We start from the raw sequence: 17,860 nt of genomic DNA on the forward strand, positions 1-17,860 counted from the left end.
TCACTCATTTCGGTGAATCATAGCGTCAGACATGTACGCGGGGTGTCTTCTCCCCTTATTGGGGCGCATCGGGAGTGACCGGCCACGGGCTCAGGGTGAGGGAATCAAGTCCCTTCCGGAATGCGGCCTTGGTCTGCGGATTGACGTCGAAGCGGTAGTCGTACTGGCCGCCTTCGTCCACGCTGTGCTGGAACCACACGAAGCCGATCACATTGGGCGTCCGCTTGATCCAGCGGAAGAGGTCGGCGGTCCAGCCGGGTTGCTGCGGTCCCGGTGAACTGCCGGTCTCGCTCAGCAGGATCGGCTTGCGCGAGAACTTCGTGATCTCGTCCACCGTGGGCTGGATCACCTCGGTGGCCGTCTTCTCGCCGAAGCCGTAGCCGTCGACACCGATCCAGTCGACGTAACTGTCGCCGGGGTAGAGCGGCTTGAGCGGGACGCCGCGGGCGCCGCGGAGCGCGTTCGGGCTCCAGACCCAGATCACCTCGGTCGCGCCCACGGCCTGGAAGAGGTCGTGGATGTGCCGCCACGCCTTCACGTAGTCGCCCCGCGAGTTGCCGCTGTTCTTCTCGGACCAGGGGTACCAGTCGCCGTTCATCTCGTGCGCGAAGCGCAGGGCGATCGGCTGTCCCGCCGCTTTGACCTGGCGCGCGAATCGGATCACATAGGAGTCGAACGACCCCGACGCGATCTTCTTCAGCGAGTACTCCGGCTGGTCGGCGGCCCGTGACTTGGCGAACGGCTCCCAGGTGAGCAAGGGCACCGCGCCCTGTTTGTAACTGAGTTCGGCGTCGGCGGCGGAGAAATCCTCGTTCCAGCCCTGGTAGTACTCCAGCATTCGCGGGTGACGCCCCGACGCCACGGTCACGGCCGCGGTGGTCGCCCATGCCGGCGCGTGGAATGTCGCGACGCCGAAATAGACGCCTTTCGGATGCAGATACTCCGCCTTGCTCAGGGTTTTGGTGCGCGTCACGGGGTCTGCGGCGGATGTTCCGGAAGGCGTGGACTGTGAGGGATTGCCGGAGTCGTCGATGCGCTCCTGGCCTCCGGAGGAGCACGCGGCCAGCGGCAGCAGCAGGGCGCCCACGAGCGCGCCTGCCAGGGCGTTCACCAGGAAGGGCCGCCGCCGCGTCCCTCGTGTGAGCACATTCATTCCCGGCCATTCTGCTCGGCGAACCGTCACGGGAAGCATCTCATCAGACGAACCTATGGTCGTCTCTAGGTGTGCGGGCGGTGCGGCCGTGGCCGGTTCCACGAGCCGGGCCTCCGGGTCGGCCGGGCCGTCGCGCACCGAACCGGTGCGACGGCCGGACGGCCGCACGACCGCACGACCGCACGGCCGCGGAGGCGCGGAGGCGGGGAGGTGGGGAGGCGGGCAGGCGCGGAAACGCGGAGGCGCGAAACGGCGGCGGGACGGGGTGAGTCACGGGCGGGACGGCAGTGACAGCAGTCCGATGGACACAGGACCTACACGACTGTGACCGGGATTTCACCGCTCCGGTCGTTTGTCCAGGTAATTCGCCGCCGGGCGGAACGGACTTGTCGTCGGGGTGTAACACAGCTCACGCGACAGGGCCGTTGTGTACGTGGCAGAGGCGTTACTCAAGGTGATCCTGTGAGGGACGCTAAGGTTCATATGATAAAAATCGTGTCACCACTTACGCTCTCTGCGGCACGCCGCCTTGTATGTGGCTCGGGGGAATCGGCGCGATAAGGAAGACATGCTGGCGTTCTTGCTGGAGATCCGTGAGTTGCGGCTCCAGGGGGTGGTGTACCCCTTCGCCGCCTTCATGGCGCTGATCTGGTTGCTGTGGCTGATCAAGGTCGTCCTCGCGCGTCGCTACAAGCCGTGGAAGCGCCCGTTCCAGACCACCACCTCCGTGATCATTCCGGTGGTGGACGAGCCCGAGGACCTCTTCCGCGAGGTCGTCGGCCGGATCATCGACCAGCGGCCGACCGAGATCATCGTGGTCATCAACGGCCGCCGCAACGAGGCGCTTGAGCACATCTGCGACGACCTCGGCGTGTTCTGGCGGTGGACCCCCGTCCCCGGCAAGCGCAACGCGCTCAAGGTCGGCCTGGCCGAGTCCAGCGGCGAGATCGCCGTACTCGTCGACTCCGACACCATCTGGACCGCCAACACCCTCAGCGAACTGGTCAAGCCCTTCCGCGACCCCCAGGTCGGCGGGGTGACGACCCGTCAGCGCATCCTCCAGCCGAGCCGCACCGTGCTCACCCGCTGGGCGGACTGGCTGGAGAGCGTGCGCTGCCAGTACGCGATGCCCGCGATGAGCGTGCTCGGCACCGTCGGCTGCCTGCCCGGCCGCACCATCGCCTTCCGCAGCCACATCCTCTTCGACTGCATGGACGCCTTCCTCGGCGAGAAGTTCCTCGGCGTCTTCCTGGAGGTGAGCGACGACCGCACGCTCACCAACTACACGCTCAAGGCCGGGTACAAGACCGTCTACCAGTCCACGTCGCTCGTCTACACCGACGCCCCGCTCCAGTTGAAGAAGCTGGCCAAGCAGCAGTACCGCTGGGCGCGCGGCTCGCAGTACAACACGCTGCGGATGATGCCGTGGATGCTGCGCAACGCGAAGATGCTCGCGCTGTTCTACTTCGCCGACGTCGCGGTCCCCTTCGTGCTGCTCGGCACCTTCGCCTCCTGGCTGATCGCCGCCTTCCACCGGGGCCGGCCCACCATCTACCAGGACCTGCCGCTGCCCGGCGACCCCACCAAGGCCCTGGTGCTGCTCCTCGCGCTGGCCGCCGTGATGTCGCTGTTCTCGCTGATGTTCCGCTTCGGGCGGCACTTCGCCTACCGGCCGCAGGACCTGCTCTTCCTGCCCACCTTCATGGTGATCAACACCCTGCTGCTGCTCCCCGTGCGCCTGCTCGGCTTCTTCCGCTGTGCGCACAACGCGAGTTGGGGCACCCGCGCCGACAGCTTCGCGGGCGAGAAGTCGCACAGCGCCCTGGTCCTGGTGCCGTACCTGATCGGCGGCCTCATGCTCGGGGGGTCGGTGATGATGAGTGTCTAGCCACAACGGGCCGGCCGCCAACCGGTCCGGGAGCCGGGCGGAGGCCAAGCGACGGCGCAAGAAGCCGTCGCACTGGTGGAGCCGCGGCACGGGCATCCGGCTGCGGATCTGGATGGCCGTCAACGCGGTCCTGCTCTCCGCGCTGTCCTACGGCGTCTACATGGCAGTCGTCTCCAACGCGGAGGGCACCGGCTACTCCGGACTCGGCGGCGGCAGCAAGAGCAACCCGGGACTGCTGGACCGGCTCAAGGGCAAGAGCGACCCGAACGTGCCGACCAAGCAGCAGTTCATGAAGCCGGACGGCATCTACTTCGGCGCGGCCACCGTCAAGGCCCCCTACGACGCCAAGGAACTGGACGAGTTCACCACCGACGACGGCGGCATCCGGCCGACCATGGCCTCGTTCTTCCTCGACTGGGAGCACGAGTTCAACCCGTACTCGATGACGGCGGCCTACGAGCACGGCACGCTCCCCGTGCTGACCTGGGAGCCCTGGGCGGGCGGGGTGCAGAATCCGGCGGGCGGCGTCATCCTCGACACGAACACCGATCAGCCCAAGTTCCGGCTCGGCAACATCATCAGCGGCAAGTTCGACGCCTACATCACCCGTACGGCCACGGCCATCGCCGACGCCAAGTGGCCCCTGGTGCTGCGCCTCGCGCACGAGATGAACGGCGGCTGGTACCCCTGGTCGGAGGCGGTGAACGGCAACAAGCCCGGCGAGTACGTGCAGGCGTGGCGACACGTGCACGACCTGTTCGACAAGGCCGGGGCCACCAATGTGATCTGGACCTGGTCGCCGAACATCATCCGTCCGAAGCCGAAGGTGAAACTCCAGCCGTACTACCCGGGCGACGACTACGTCGACTGGATCGGCATGACCGGCTACGGCGTGCGCGAGAAGACCCCCGCGATCACCTTCGGCGCGACGGTCAAACAGGTGCGGACCTTCGCCGACAAGCCGCTGATCATCATGGAGACCGGCGCGCAGATCGACAAGCAGCAACTGAACTGGGTCCGGGCCTTCTTCCCCTGGCTCCAGGCCCATCCGGACATCGTCGGCTTCATCTGGATGCAGAAGGACCGGGACACCGGCGCCCGCGCCAACTGGCGCTTCACCTCAAGCAAGGCCGAACAGCAGGCGTTCCAGGCCGGTCTGGCCACACTGCGGCTGGCGACCGGGCAGACGAAGACGTCGTCCGGTCCTTCACCGGGCGCGCCGCCGAGCGGTTCACCCGGCACCTCCCCGTCTTCCGGGAGCACCCCATGAACGAGCGGGAAGTGCTGGATCCCCACCCCGATCACCCCGACACCATTCCCATCTCGATCATTCCGCAGCCGCGGAACTCCCATCACGGCCAAGGCGAGTGGGAGATCCAGGACGACAGCACCGGGGACCGCCCGGCCCCGGGCGGGCGGGCGGCGCGCCGGCGGGAGGAGAAGCGCCAGGAGGAGAAGCGGCGCGGGATGGGCCGCGCCGCGATCATGCTGCCGCCGATGCTGGTGACGCTCGTCGCCGGCGGGTACCGGGTGGGTGCGGCGCAGGTCAGGGAGGACGAGGCGGCGACGTGGTGGGCGGCGCATCTGTCGTGGTCGGACCTCGGGCGGCTGCTGGACAACACCGATGTGGTGCTGGCGCCGTACTACGTGCTGATGCACATCTGGGTCGCGGTCGCCGGGAGTTCGCCCGCGATGCTGCGGGTGCCGTCGGTGGTGGCGATGGCGGTGACGGCGGGACTGCTGGCGCTGCTCGGCCGCCGGATGTTCGACGCGCCGACCGGGCTGGTCGCGGGGCTGGTGTTCGCGGTGCTGCCGGTGACGACCCGATTCGCTCAGGAGGCACGGCCGTTCGCGCTGGCGGCGCTGTCGGTGGTGGCGGGGGCGCTGCTGCTGTACCGGGCGCTGGACCACGTGGGGGCGGACCGGTGGGGCGGATACGCGTTCGGGATGCTGTGCACGGGGCTGTTCCACCCGGTAGCGGCCACGGTCGTGGTGGCGTATCTGCTGATCACGCTGGCCACCGAACGCCAGCGCACCGGGGCGTGGTTGGCGGTGACGCTGGTGCCGGTCGCGCCGCTCTTCGCGGTGCTGATGCTGGCGCGCGGCCAGAACCACCAGGACCCGCAGGGCGGCACCGACGTGCACGCGCTGCTGCGGCTGCCGCAGGAGCTGATCGGCTCGCAGCACGCCGCCCTCGCGGTGGGCGGCCTCGCGCTGCTCGGGGTGCTGCTCGGCCGCAGGAACGGCGTACCGCTGCTGGTGTGGGCGGTGCTGCCGCCGGTCGCGCTGTTCGGACTGCGCTCTTACGGCAACCTGTTCACGCCGTCGTACTTCGTCTTCACCGTGCCCGCCGTCGCGCTGCTCGCGGGCGCCGGGGTGTGCGGTCTGGCCAAGCTGCTGCCGGGCAGGGAGCGCGGGGCGGCGACCCGGCAGATCGTGCTCGGCGCGGTCGCCGCCGTCGCCGTGGCCGCGGTCTCGCTGCCGGCCTTCAACGGCCTGCGCACCGACCCGCGGCCCGGACTCCCCGACTACCAGGCGGCGTCGGCCTGGCTGCGGACGCAGACGCGCGGCGGCGACGGGGTCGTCTACAGCGGTGAGCTGGACAAGGCGATGCGGGGCACCGCGTACCAACTGCGCGCCGTGGCCGACCCGCCGGACGCGGTGTACGTGACGGTGTCGCCGCAGCGGGACGGTACGTACACCGGACAGCCGTGCTCCGCGCCCGTGGTGTGCACCAAGGACGTCCAGCGGATCTGGCTGGTGGCCACCGCGCCGCGCACGCCGTACGCGGGGATGACGGCCGACGAGGGGAGATTCCTCCAGACCGAGTACAAGGCGGGCACCGCGAAGGACTTCGCGGGCGGCCTGCGGATTACGCTGTTCGACCGGCTGCCGCGGAAGTCGGCGCGGTAGCGGACGCGTTGGGCGCGCCGACTCGGCCGGTCGCGGGCGTGGCCGGGCCCGAAGGGGGCGGGGCGCCGGGGGCGGGGCGCGCGGGGCGTTCAGGGAATCGTCGGGGGAACGGGTGACGGAGGCGGGGGAGCATGCTCGGGGGAAGACGCGACCGGTGGACGCGCGGAGGTCCGCTCGTCAACTGGCCGGGGCGGCTGTCCAGCCCCTTCTACGGCCAGGTCTGGAGGCGGGCGAAGTACGTCGTGCCCGCCGCGGTCCTCGCGCTGCTGATCGGGGTCGCCGCGCTCGCCTGGGGTGACGGCGGGGACGGGGGCGGCGACCGTAGCGCGGGAGCCGACCGAGCGGCCGACAGCAGCGCGGCCGACGGCGACGGGGTGTCGACCATCGCGCCGGGACCGCCGCGGACCGCCGTGCCCGGCAAGGACGCCATCCGCCGACCGCTCGCCGGGACCACGTACTTCGGCGTCGCCAAGCCCGACGCGCCCTGGAATTCGGCCGTCCTGGCCGGAGTCGGCCGCGACGCGGGCGGAGTCACGCCCAACATGGTGGAGTACTACGTCAATTGGACCCGCGGCTTCGACCCGGGCCCGGTCCGCGCCGCCTACGCCCAGCACGCCGTGCCCGTCGTCTCCTGGGAACCGTGGGCGGGCTCCGCGAAGGGCACCGAGCAGCCCTCGTACGCGCTGCGCACCATCATCGACGGTGCGCACGACCCGTACATCAGGTCCTTCGCCGAGGCCGTCAAAGCCAACCGCTTCCCGATCGCGCTGCGCTTCGCCCACGAGATGAACGGCCACTGGTACCCGTGGGCCGAGCCCAACGGCGGCAACAGACCCGGTGAGTACGTCGCCGCGTGGAAGCACGTCCACGACATCTTCCAGCAGGCCGGTGCCACCAATGTGATCTGGGTCTGGGCCCCGAACACGCTGCGCGGCGCGGACGACATCAGCCTGAAGTCCCTTTATCCGGGAGACGGTTACGTCGACTGGGTCGGCCTGGACGCCTACGGGGTCGCCGAGCGCACGGCGGGCGAACTCCTCGACCCGTCGGTGAACGCCCTGCGCGCGTTCACCGCGAAGCCGCTGCTCATCACCGAGACCGGCGCTCAGCCGGGCGGGCGCAAGGCCCCCTGGATCGCCAGCCTCTTCCCGTGGCTGGCGAGCCGCCATGACGTCATCGGCTTCATCTGGTTCCAGTACACCCACGCCGAAGGCGGCGGCTCCGACTGGACGTTCATGTCCAGCACTGCGGCGCAGGAGTCCTTCAAGGCGGGAGCGAGGACGTTGCGGCTGGCGCAAGTGCCGTGACGCGTAAGGCTGTTCGTACGCGGGCCGCCCCCGGCGCGTGCACCGGGGGCGGCCTTTGATGCTTACGTGCTCACGTGCTCACGTGGTCCTGAGGGTCAGGTGCCGAGCACCTGGAACTCCCAGAGCGAGTAGCCGTACTGCGTGGCGCGCGCCGTCCCGTACATCCGCACGTACCGTCCGGTGCCGGTGACGTTCAGCGTCTGATTGCCGCCGGTGCCGGTGGTCGTGGAGTAGACGTCCGTCCAGGTGGTGCCGTTCGCGGAGGTCTGGATCCGGTACGCCGTCGCGTACGCGGCCTCCCAGTTGAGCTTGACCTGGCTGACGGTGTGGCTGGCGCCGAGGTCGACCTGGAGCCACTGCGGGTCGCTGAAGGTGCTGGACCAGCGGGTGCCGGGGTCGCCGTCCACCGCGCTCGCCGCCGTGAAGCTGCCGTTCTCACTGGACGAGGCCGTGGCCGTCTTCCCCTGCGACAGCAGGGTGGGCGTGCCGGGTCCGCCGGGGTCGCCGCCGCCGGACGTCGGTGTGCCGTACAGCGCCAACTCGTACAGCGAATCGCCGTATTGGGATGTTCTGGCGGTCGCGTAGACCCGCACGTAGCGGGCCGTGGCCGACAGTGCGGTGTCCTGGATGTCGGCCGGACTGTTGTTGTTGGAGTAGACCGTCGTCCAGGTCGTGCCGTTGGCCGACGTCTGTAGCTGGTAGGCGGATGCGGCCGCCGCCTCCCAGACCAGACTCGCGTGCGTGAGGTTGTAGGACTGGCCGAGGTCGACCTGGACCCACTGCGGGTCGCTGAAGCCGCTCGACCAGCGGGTGGTGACATCGCCGTCGGTCGCGTTCGACGCGGGGAACTGCGCGCTCTCGGTCGAGGAGGCCGTGGTCGGCTTACCCTTGGCGATGTTGGTGCCGGTGCTGCCGGGCGCGGCCTTGTTGTAGACCGCCACGTAGTCGACGTTCAGCGAACCGCCGCTGACCGTGGCCGCGTTGGGGCCGCCACCGAAGGCGGCGGGGAAGCCGCCGCCGATCGCCAGGTCGAAGATGATGTAGAAGCTGTGGTCGACGGCGTTGGCCCACGCCGTGGCGTCCACCTGGTTGGAGCTGAGCGTGAAGTAGTTCGCGCCGTCCAGGTACCAGCGGATCTGCTCGGGTGACGTCGAGCGGTCGATCTCCACCGCGTACGTGTGATAGCCCGTCTGGCAGCCGGAGCAGGCCCGTTCACCGCTGCCGACGCCGCTGGACTCGTTGCACGCGCCGCCCGGATTCGTCCCGCAGTGCAGGGTGCCGAACACCGAGCTGCGGCCGTTGATGTCCTCCAGGATGTCGACCTCGCCGGAACCCGGCCACGGCACGCCCACGCGCAGCGGCGACCCCAGCATCCAGAACGCGGGCCAGTAGCCCGCGCCGTTGGCCGTGGTCACGTTCGGCTGCTGGATCGACGCCTGCATCCGGACCACGCCGCCGGGCTGCGCGCCGAAGCCGTCCGCCTGGGTCTCGACCCGTCCCGACGTCCAGCCGGTGTTCGGGTCCGTGCCCGAGTGCAGTGCCTTGAGCACCAGATGGCCGTTGCCGTCCTGGTAGACGTTGGCCGTGCTGTTCGTCATCGTCTCGATCTCGCCGGTCCCGAAGGTCCAGCCCTCACCGGCGTCGTAGCGCCATGTCCCGGTGTCCAAGCCGGTGTTGGCGGCGCCGTTGAAGTCGTCGCTCCAGGTGGTGGTGAAGCCGCTCGGGGCGGCGGGGACGGCGTTCGGCTGTACGGCGGCCGGTTGTGCGGCCTGTCGCGCGGCCTGTTGCGCCGCCGGTTGTGCGGCCGTTTGTGCCGCCGCGGTCCGGGTCGCCGTCTGTGGGGAGACGGTGCCCTTTCCTACGGCGGACGCCGACGCGGACGCCGAGGCCTGCGGCGAACCGGCCAGCGCCACCGCGGCCATCGCGCTGACGGCGACTAATCCGACGCCCAGCCGTTTCCGCAAGCGCTTGTCTCTCATCGACATGCCTGCTCCTTGTGTGGGGGGTTGCGTGAGAGCGCTCTCTCCACGCGAGAGTCGGCCTTGCCCCAGCCCCTGTCAAGGCTTCCGGCAACGTTTACGGAGCCGTCCGCGCGCCGTACGGGAGGAGGACGGTGCCCGGCCAGGGAGGTATGCGGCAGCGGTGTGCACCCAGTGCAATTCCGGGCCGTGGCCGTCCCCGTGGGGCGCGGGTCTGCGTAGCGTGGCAGCTCTGTCCGTCGAGGGGAGTGCGCGGTGTCGGGACGTCCGGAGAAGGAGATGGCGCCGGGCGACGACCCGGTACGCCAACTGGCGCGCGAGCTGCGCGACTTGCGGGAGGCGGCGGGCAAGCCGACGTACCGGACGATGGCCAGGGGCGCGGGTTTCGGCGCGAGCACGCTGTCGCGGGCCGCCTCCGGCGAGACGTTGGCGACGCTGCCGGTGGTCCTGGCGTACGTCCGCGCGTGCGGCGGCGATCCGGCCGACTGGGAGCGGCGCTGGCGGGCGGCGGCCACGCGGGCCGCGGGGCCGCGGGACGCCGAGGACGGCGACGACCCGGCGCCCTACCGCGGCCTGGCCCGGTTCGAAGCGGGCGACGCCGACATCTTCTTCGGCCGCGACCGCCTCACCGACCGCCTGCTGGAACTCACCGCCCGCCGCCGCTTCACCGCCGTCTTCGGCCCCTCCGGCAGCGGCAAGTCCTCCCTCCTGCGCGCCGGCCTCATCCCCCGCCTCCAGCAAGTCGCCGACCCCGCCACCCGCCCCGCCGCCCTCCGCATCCTCACCCCCGGCGCCCATCCGCTCCGCGACCACGCCCCCCACCTGACGCCTGCGGCGAGCTCCACGTACGACCCTGCGGCCAGCACCGCGGGCATCCCGGCCCCCGGCCCGGCGGGCGGTCGTGCGACGGGCACGTCGGCCGATCCGGAGGGTGGTCCCGCGACGGCCTCGGCCGCGAGTGCGGCGACGGATTCGACCGACGGTCGGGCGGCTGGGCTTGCGGCTGGTCCGGGGCCTGGCGTGGCGGGTGGTCCGGCGACTGGGCACGTGATCGGCTCCGAGCCCAGCCCGGAGGGCGGTCGCCCTGCCGGGCACGCATCCGGTCCGGCGTCCGGCTTGGAGGGCGGTCGTGCGACGGGTACGACGGCCGATCCGGAGCGAGGCCCGGAGGCCGGTCCGGCGGACGGGCACGCGTCTGGTCCCGCGACGGCCTCGGCCGCGAGTGCGGCGACGGATTCGACCGACGGTCGGGCGGCTGGGCACGCGTCCGGCCCGGAGCCTGGCCCGGCGGTCGGTCGTGCGACGGGCACCGCTGGTCCGGCGGCTGGGTACGCGGCTGACGCGGGGTCCGGCTCGTCCGGCGGTACGGCGGCTGGGCATGTGACCGGCTCCGAGTCCGGCCCGGAGGGCGCTGGCGCGGCTGGCTTCACGGCTGGTACGGCGATCGGCGCGACCGGCGGTCGGGGGGCTGGTCCGGGACTTGGGCCGGTGGGCGGTCGGGGGGTTGGTGCGGGGTCCGGTGCGGAGGGTGGCGGGGGGGATACATGGCTGATTGTGGATCAGTTCGAGGAGCTGTTCACGCTGTGCGCCGACGCGGCGGAGCGGGAGGGGTTCATTGAGCGGCTGTTGGCCGCGGCGCATCCGGCGGGGCGGACGCGGGTGGTGATCGCGGTGCGGGCGGACTTTCTGGGGCGGTGCGCGGAGCATCCGCGGCTGATCGGGGCGTTGCAGGACGCGACGCTGCTGGCGGGGCCGATGGACCGGGACGAGTTGCGGGAGGCGGTGGTGCGGCCGGCGCAGGCCGCGGGGCTGATCGTGGAGAGGGCGCTGTCCGCACGGGTGGTCGCGGAGGTCGTGGGGGAGCCGGGCGGGCTGCCGTTGATGTCGCACGCGCTGCTGGAGACGTGGCGGCGGCGCGCCGGCCGGGCGCTGACCGAGCGGGCGTACGACGAGGCCGGTGGTCTGCACGGCGCCATCTCCCGTACGGCGGAGGACCTTTACCACCGGCTCACCGCCGAGCAGGCGGCCCTCGCGCGCCGCGTGCTGCTCCGCCTGGTCATGCCGGGCGACGGCACCCCCGACACCCGCAGACCGGTGGCCCGCGCCGAACTCGCCCTGGGCGCGGACGACACGGCCGTCGTCCTGGACGAGCTGGCCAGGGCCCGGCTGATCACCGTGGACGACGGGACCGTCGACCTCGCCCATGAAGCCCTCATCCAGGCGTGGCCACGCCTGCGGTCCTGGATCGACGCCGAGCGGACCCGGCTGCGCGTGCACCGTCGGCTCACCGACGCGGCGGTGATGTGGCACGAACTCGACCGCGAACCGGGCGCGTTGTACCGGGGCTCGCGGCTCGCGGCGGCCGAGGAGGCGTTCCCGGCCGAGGAGGCGTTCCCGGCGGCGGAGGCGAACGGCGGACCCGACGAACTGACGCCCACCGAAAGGGCGTTCCTCGACGCGAGCACCGCCGCCCGCCGCCGCGAGGAACAGGCCGCCGCCCGAACCACCCGCAGACTCCGCGCGTTGACGGCGACCCTGTCCGTACTCCTCGTCCTGGCCGTGGCGGCCGGGGCGACGGCGTGGACGCAGAGCCGAAGCAACGAGCGGCAGCGCAGGGCCGCCGACGCCGCCCGGCAGGTCGCGCTGTCGCGGCAGCTCGCCACCACGTCGGACGCGCTCGTCGGCTCCGACCCCGAACTCGCCTCGCTGCTGGCCGTCCAGGCGTACCGCGAGAGCCCCACCACCGAGGCGGTGGTCAGCCTCGAAGCCGCCGCAGCGCTGCCCCTCAAAGCCGTCCTGCGTCCGCCGGACCGCGAACACGACGTGGAGTCACTGGCGTTCAGCCCGGACGGCCGCACCCTCGCGACCGGCGACAGCGCGGGCACGGTGATCCAGTGGGACGCGGCGGGCGGCCGGGTCCGCTCGACGGTAGGCCACCCGAGCGCGGGCGCGACCGCGCTGGCGTACGGCGCGGACGGCCGCACCCTCGCGATCACCGGCTGGAAGGGGGAGTTGGACCTGCGCCCGGTGTCCGCCGAGGGCGGCCGGGCGGCCAGGACCGTGGCCCTCGGCCCTGAGCCGCCGCTGGACTGGGAACTCGGCCCCGACGCCCGCACCGCCGTCACCGCGGACCGCGGCGGCGCGATCAGGCTGTGGGACGTGGCGACCGGCCGCGACCGGCGGATCGTCACCAGCCGCGAGAAGATCCCGGGACCGGTGGCGTTCTGCGCGGGCGGGCGCGTCGTGGCGATGTCCGACGCCGGGCGGATCCGCGAGTGGGACACCCGGACCGGCCGCCCGCTGGCCGACTTCGCCGCCAGGTCGCAGGCCCACGAAGTCCCGGACGACGGAGGGGACTTCCTCGACCTCGCGTGCGGCCCGGACGGCCGCAGCGTGGCCACGGGGGACTTCGCCGACGGCAAGGTGCGGATCCGGGACGCGGCGACCGGCCGCGTACGCGCGGTGCTGTCCGGGCACGCGGGCCAGGTCGGCGCGCTGGCGTTCAGCCCGGACGGCCGCACCCTCGCGACCGGCGGCGACGACCGGACGGTACGGATCTGGGACGTGGCCACCGGCAGGGCCCGCGCGGTGCTGTCCGGTCACACGGGCACCGTCCGCGCGCTCGCCTTCAGCCCCGACGGCCGCACCCTCGCGACGGCGGGCGCGGACCGCACCGTACGGCTGTGGGACGTGACGAACGGCCCCGCCGTCCTGCCAGGCGTCGCGGCGGCGGCCTTCGGCGGCGGTGGCGTCGTACTGGCCGGAACGGACGGCGGACTCCGGCTGCGCGACACGGCCACCGGACATGTGCGCGTCCTGGCCGGTCCGTCCTCGGGACCGCCGCCGGTCGCGGTCGCTGTCACCAAGGACGGTCGCGCGGTGGCCAGTTGGGACGGCGACGGCTCGGTGCGGCTGTGGGACACCGTGTCGGGGCAGGTCACCGCCACCCTTGCGGCGGTCGGGAACGCGGGCGGCCTGGCGTTCAGCCCCGACGGCCGTACGCTCGTCATCGCCGACTACGACGGCCGGTTGCGGCCGTGGGACGTGCGCGCGCACCGCTTCCGTACGACCTTCCGCGTGTGGATCGCACCCGGCACGGGACCCGTCTTCGGCCCGGACGGCCGGATCGTGGCCGCGCAGACCGTGGACGGCGCGGTCGCGCTCGTCGACCTGGGCACGGGGGAGACCCGGTCCATCCTCAACGGCGCTCCTGTGCACGGCAGTTCGGGCAGCATGCCCATGGTGGACTCGGGCGTCGCGCTCAGCTCGGACGGGCGCACGGCCGCCGTCGGCACCTGGGACGGCCACGTCCTGCTCGCCGACCTGACGACCGGCCGCACCCGCGCGCTGGCCACCGGCCGTACCGCGCCCGTGACGTCGGTGGCCTTCACCCCCGACCGCCGGACCGTCGCGGCGGGCGACTGGGACGGGCCCGTGCACCTCCTGGACGTGGCCACCGGACACGTGCGGGCCACCCTCACGGCGGCGCCCCGCTCCGCAACCGACCTCGCCTTCGGCCCCGACGCGCACACGCTCCTCGTCCTCGACCCGCAACAGACCGTGCGGCTGTGGGCCGTTGACCTGCCGGACCCCGCGGCGGCCGTCACCGCCGTCTGCCGCGCGGTCGGCCGCGACCTCACCCGGGTGGAGCGCGGCACGTATCTCCCCGACGAACCGGCCCACCCGGTCTGCGGCACCACCACGGACCGCTGAGGCCCGCCCGGTCTGCGGCACCACGGCCCGCTGAGGCCCGCCCGGTCTGCCGCACCACCGCCCGCTGAGGCCCGCGCCGCGCGGGCCCGGCATTGCGCTCTCGGTCAACTCCCTTGCGCACAGGGCCGATGACGGGCGGCTCGGCCCCCGGCAGACTCGGTGGCCCGGCGCACGGGGGAGGGTGCCCGGGGCCGGTGGGCCGAGAGCGCGGCGCGCGGTGCGGGTCGTCAGTGGCGACGACGATCGGGGAGGACGACCGCAGTGAGCCGCGATGGGGGCAGGGGTCGCGCCTCGGCCGACCGGTCGTGTGGGGGCGGGGAGTTCGGGCGTACGGTCGCCCGCTCGGCGGGCGTGCGCGGGGGCGGTGTGGACGCTCACGCGCTCAACAGCCGCCTGCGGTAGGCGCCGGGCGCGACGCCGTACTCCTTCTTGAAGGCACGGCCGAAGACCGCCGCGTCCGGGAAGCCCCACCGCGCGCAGATCCGGTTGACGCTGCGGTGCGCCATCCGAGGGTCGGCCAGATCGGCCCGGCAGCGGTTGAGCCGTTCGGCGCGGACGTGTCCGCCGACCGTACGGCCGCCGTCCTGGCGGAAGAGGTGGTGCAGGTAGCGCACCGAGATGTGGTGCGCGGAGGCGATGGCGGCGGGCGACAGCCAGGGCGCGGCGAGGTGGCGGTCGATGTACTCGCCTATGGCGCAACGGAGTTCGAGGGTGCGGGACGCGGGTACCGGCGCCGGTTCCGCGAGCTGGGCCAGGAAGGCCGTGGCCAGGCTCAGCGCCGCCGAGCCGAGGCGCGCGCCTTGCGGGGCGAGCACCGAACCGGCCGCCTGGTCGGCGAGCCCTTCGACGTAGTGCGCCAGCAGCGCGGCGGGTCCGGTGTCGGAGGGGAGCGGGCGCGCGACCAGGTGCCTCAGCGACCTGGCGGGCACCGGCACCGCCTCGCGCGGCAGGTGCAGCACGATCGCCCGCCCTCGCGGCGCGGCGGACTCAACCGCCCTGACGAGCAACGGCCGTGAGGGCTCCCACAGCCCCAGCTCGCCGGCCTCCAGCCGCGTACCGGCCCGGTCGCGTTCCGCGTCCCCGCCGAGGTCTCCGCCACCGGTCCGGCCGACGTTCGCGGCACCGTTCCCGGCAACGCTCAGGTCCCCCCGGTCCACCCCGTCCGCCCTGCGCAGCGTCAGCGGCCCCTCCGACACCAGCGCCAGCCGCCAGTGGTCGACCCCCGGCCCAGGCCCATGCCCCGGTCCACGTCCAGGCCCCTGCCCAAGCCCAAGCCCAAGCCCCGGCCCCGATCCCCGCCCCGGCCCCGGCCGTACGGTCAGCGGTCCCGGCGGGCGCACCACCGTCAGCCAGACCTGCCCCAACTCCCATGCGTGCGGACGTGCTTCGTCCATCGGCGGTGCTGCCCTTCCGCGACGATCCCCGCGGACCCCGTATGCGACGCCCGCGAGATTGATTCCACGGCAGCGCGCATTGATGGGCAGCCCCCGCCCGCCGGGTGAATCAATTCCGTTCGGGGCGACGGCCGTTCGCCGGGAACGTCTCGACCAGCTCTTGCGGCGCCGCCTGCTGCCACGAGTCGAGCAGGATGTCGTACAGCTCGCCCTCGTCCTCGAGCGCCGCCAGCCGCGCCCGTACCCACGACGAGTGGGCCTCGTGCGCGGGCACCCAGAACTTCTCCGGCTCCGAGGCGATCAGCTCCGCGCGCTCGTGCCGTGGACAGCGCACCGCGAACGACGTCCCGTCGTCGGGCACCGTCACATACATCCGGCGGCCGACATGGAACGTGGGATGTCCCCACAACTCCTTCTCGACGGTCCCGGGCAGCCCGAGCGCCACGCGCCGCACATCCCCGCTCCCCAGCACTGCCCGCCGCCCCACGACTCTCCCCATCCCGGCTCCGTCCGCGTGCCCGCGCGCCCGCCTCGCTCGAACGCACCCAATTCCACCACGGCGGGGCGCGCGTGCGGGGGAGGCCGCCGCCCGGCGCCGCGGGCGGGCCTACGGGTGCAGCACGATCTTCCCCACGTGCCCCCTGCGGGCCAGTTCCTCCTGCGCCCGCGCGGCCCGCACGAGCGGGAACGTCGCCGCGACGACCGGGCGGACAGCGCCCTCGCGCGCCAGGTCCATGAGGAGCCCGAAGTGCGCGGGCGTGTGCATCGAGGAGCCGATCACCCGCGCGTTGTGCAGATACAGACGGCGTACGTCCAAGGTGACGCCGTACCCGCCGAGCGCCCCCGCGACCACCCACCGGCCGCCCTCGCGCAGCAGTGGCAGGCACGCGCTCACCAACTCCCCGGCGACGACGTCGAGTCCGATGTCGATGCCGTCCGGGGCGGCGGCGCGGATCTGCCCGGCGACGTCCCGCGCGCGGTCGATGACGACGTGCGCGCCCGCCGCGCGGACCGCGTCGGCCTTGGAACCGCTGCTGACGGCGAGCACCTTCGCGCCGCGCGCGCGGGCGAGTTGGGTCAGGGCGAGGCCGACGCCGCCGGACGCGCCGGAGACCAGGGCGGTTTCGCCGTCCCGCAGCCCGCCGCGCTCGATCATGCCGAGCGCCGTGCCGTACGCGGTCGGCAGCGACGCCAACTGGTCGTCCGTGAGCGGGGATTCGGTCATGTCGTGCACGCGGCCGACCGGCGCGGTCACGTATTCGGCGTAGCCGCCGTCGCGTTCGCTGCCCATGAGGCCGATGGGATTCGCGTCCTGGCGGTCGGAGTCGTAGACGGCCGGGTCGATGACGACGCGGCGGCCGAGGAGGCCCGCGTACGGGTTCGGCTCCGCGGCCGTGCCCCGGGCCGCCGCCTCGGCGGCGTTCCCGGCGACCGCCCGCGCCGTGTCCCCGTCAACCGCCCGCGCCGTGTCCCGGTCAACCACAGCGCCCCCGTCGAGGCCAGTGCCCCCTTCGAAGCCAGCGCCCCCGTCGGCGGAGACGTCCTCCCGTGGCCCGACCGCCACGACCCGCCCGGCCACGTCGGCCCCCTGGATCCGCGGAAAGTCGATCGGCCCGCGCCAGCCGGACAGCGCCGTCGCGTCCTGCGGGCTCCCGTACGCACCCTCGCGCGTCCACAGGTCGGTGTTGTTGAGCGCGACGGCGGCGACCTCGACCAGCACCTCGCCCGCCCCCGGGGCGGGCACAGGCACCTCCACCGCCTCCAGCACCTCCGGCCCGCCGTGACCGGCGATCCGTACCGCACGCATGGTCCCGGGCACGCTCATCGCTCCACCGTCCTCCTGAGTACACTGATCTGTGAACATCAACCCACGGTACACCGATCAGTGAAGGGGGGCCCGATGCCGGAGGTCCAGGAGACGGAAGCGGGCGACGTAAGGCCCATGACCGCCGCGGGCCGCCGTATCGCGGCGGCTGCCGAGGAGCTGTTCTACGGGCGCGGGATCACGGCGGTGGGCGTGGACCTGATCGCCGAGCACTCGGGCGTGACCAAGCGGACGCTGTACAACCAGTTCGGCTCGAAGGACCGGCTCGTGGCGGTCTACCTCGGCGAGCGCGACCGGCGCTGGCGGGCCCTCGTCCGCGCCGCCGTCGACGCCTGCGACGACCCCGTCGAGGCCGTCACCGCGCCCTTCGAGGCGCTGCGGACCTGGAGCGCGACCAACACCCGCGGATGCGCGTTCATCAACGCCCTGGCCGAACTCCCCGACCCCGCGCACCCCGCACACCGCGTCGCCGCGGACCAGAAGCTCTGGCTGCTCGGGCTCTTCGAGCGCCTCGCCACTGCGGCGGCCTGCGCGTCCCCCGCCGCCCTGGCCACCCGGCTCCTCCTGCTGCACGAGGGCGCGCTCGCCACCCAGCCGCTGCCGCTCGACACACTCGCGGAAAGCGTCGGTCTGGCACGGGAGTTGGTACGGGCGAGCGCGCCGTCCTCCGGCGCGGCCTGAGCGCCGA

At 72.7% G+C, this 17,860-nt stretch carries 11 protein-coding genes; 6 read left to right on the top strand and 5 right to left on the bottom strand.

Annotated features, from left to right (window positions below; translation table 11 throughout):
- Positions 1 to 55 precede the first annotated feature (55 nt).
- Positions 56 to 1,153 (bottom strand): glycosyl hydrolase, encoded by a 1,098-nt coding sequence (locus ACFY9V_RS03395; protein ID WP_391159068.1) that lies wholly within the window; start codon positions 1,151 to 1,153, stop codon positions 56 to 58.
- Positions 1,154 to 1,721: 568 nt separating this feature from the next.
- Here ACFY9V_RS03395 and ACFY9V_RS03400 point away from each other — a divergent pair.
- The 4 genes from ACFY9V_RS03400 (at position 1,722) to ACFY9V_RS03415 (ending at position 7,261) form a co-directional block, all read left to right on the top strand.
- Complete coding sequence (locus ACFY9V_RS03400) at positions 1,722 to 3,041, top strand: glycosyltransferase family 2 protein (RefSeq protein WP_355336487.1); 1,320 nt, start codon at positions 1,722 to 1,724, stop codon at positions 3,039 to 3,041.
- Positions 3,034 to 4,311, top strand: coding sequence for a glycosyl hydrolase (locus ACFY9V_RS03405; protein ID WP_355336486.1), 1,278 nt, complete (start codon positions 3,034 to 3,036; stop codon positions 4,309 to 4,311). The genes ACFY9V_RS03400 and ACFY9V_RS03405 overlap by 8 nt, the downstream gene beginning before the upstream one ends.
- On the top strand, positions 4,308 to 5,954 hold the full coding sequence (locus ACFY9V_RS03410) for a glycosyltransferase family 39 protein (protein WP_391159071.1): 1,647 nt from the start codon (positions 4,308 to 4,310) through the stop codon (positions 5,952 to 5,954). The genes ACFY9V_RS03405 and ACFY9V_RS03410 overlap by 4 nt, the downstream gene beginning before the upstream one ends.
- A 131-nt stretch (positions 5,955 to 6,085) precedes the next feature.
- Entirely contained in the window at positions 6,086 to 7,261 is a 1,176-nt protein-coding gene (locus ACFY9V_RS03415; RefSeq protein WP_391159073.1) for a glycosyl hydrolase, read from the top strand.
- Positions 7,262 to 7,356: 95 nt separating this feature from the next.
- On the opposite strand, the gene ACFY9V_RS03420 is transcribed toward ACFY9V_RS03415, so the two are convergent.
- Entirely contained in the window at positions 7,357 to 9,246 is a 1,890-nt protein-coding gene (locus ACFY9V_RS03420) for a discoidin domain-containing protein (RefSeq protein ID WP_391159076.1), read from the bottom strand.
- Between the two features lie 249 nt (positions 9,247 to 9,495).
- Between ACFY9V_RS03420 and ACFY9V_RS03425 the strand changes: the two genes are divergently transcribed.
- A complete protein-coding gene (locus ACFY9V_RS03425) occupies positions 9,496 to 13,953 on the top strand; it encodes a hypothetical protein (RefSeq protein WP_391159078.1) in 4,458 nt (1,485 codons plus the stop codon).
- 374 nt (positions 13,954 to 14,327) lie between these two features.
- Here the strand turns inward: ACFY9V_RS03425 and ACFY9V_RS03430 are convergent, their stop codons facing one another.
- The 3 genes from ACFY9V_RS03430 to ACFY9V_RS03440 all read right to left on the bottom strand — a co-directional run bounded on the left by ACFY9V_RS03430 (position 14,328) and on the right by ACFY9V_RS03440 (position 17,172).
- Positions 14,328 to 15,149 carry a helix-turn-helix domain-containing protein gene (locus ACFY9V_RS03430; protein WP_391159079.1) on the bottom strand — a complete coding sequence of 274 codons (822 nt, stop codon included), beginning with the start codon at positions 15,147 to 15,149 and terminating at the stop codon, positions 14,328 to 14,330.
- 307 nt (positions 15,150 to 15,456) lie between these two features.
- Positions 15,457 to 15,846, bottom strand: a complete 390-nt coding sequence (locus ACFY9V_RS03435; RefSeq protein WP_355336481.1) for an MmcQ/YjbR family DNA-binding protein — start codon at positions 15,844 to 15,846, stop codon at positions 15,457 to 15,459.
- A gap of 108 nt (positions 15,847 to 15,954) precedes the next feature.
- A complete protein-coding gene (locus ACFY9V_RS03440; RefSeq protein ID WP_391159081.1) occupies positions 15,955 to 17,172 on the bottom strand; it encodes a zinc-binding dehydrogenase in 1,218 nt (405 codons plus the stop codon).
- A gap of 117 nt (positions 17,173 to 17,289) precedes the next feature.
- On the opposite strand from ACFY9V_RS03440, the gene ACFY9V_RS03445 reads away from it, so the two are divergent.
- On the top strand, positions 17,290 to 17,853 hold the full coding sequence (locus ACFY9V_RS03445; RefSeq protein ID WP_391159575.1) for a TetR family transcriptional regulator: 564 nt from the start codon (positions 17,290 to 17,292) through the stop codon (positions 17,851 to 17,853).
- Positions 17,854 to 17,860 lie beyond the last annotated feature (7 nt).

This window comes from Streptomyces sp. NPDC008317 (genome assembly GCF_042955955.1).
Lineage (GTDB): Bacteria > Actinomycetota > Actinomycetes > Streptomycetales > Streptomycetaceae > Actinacidiphila.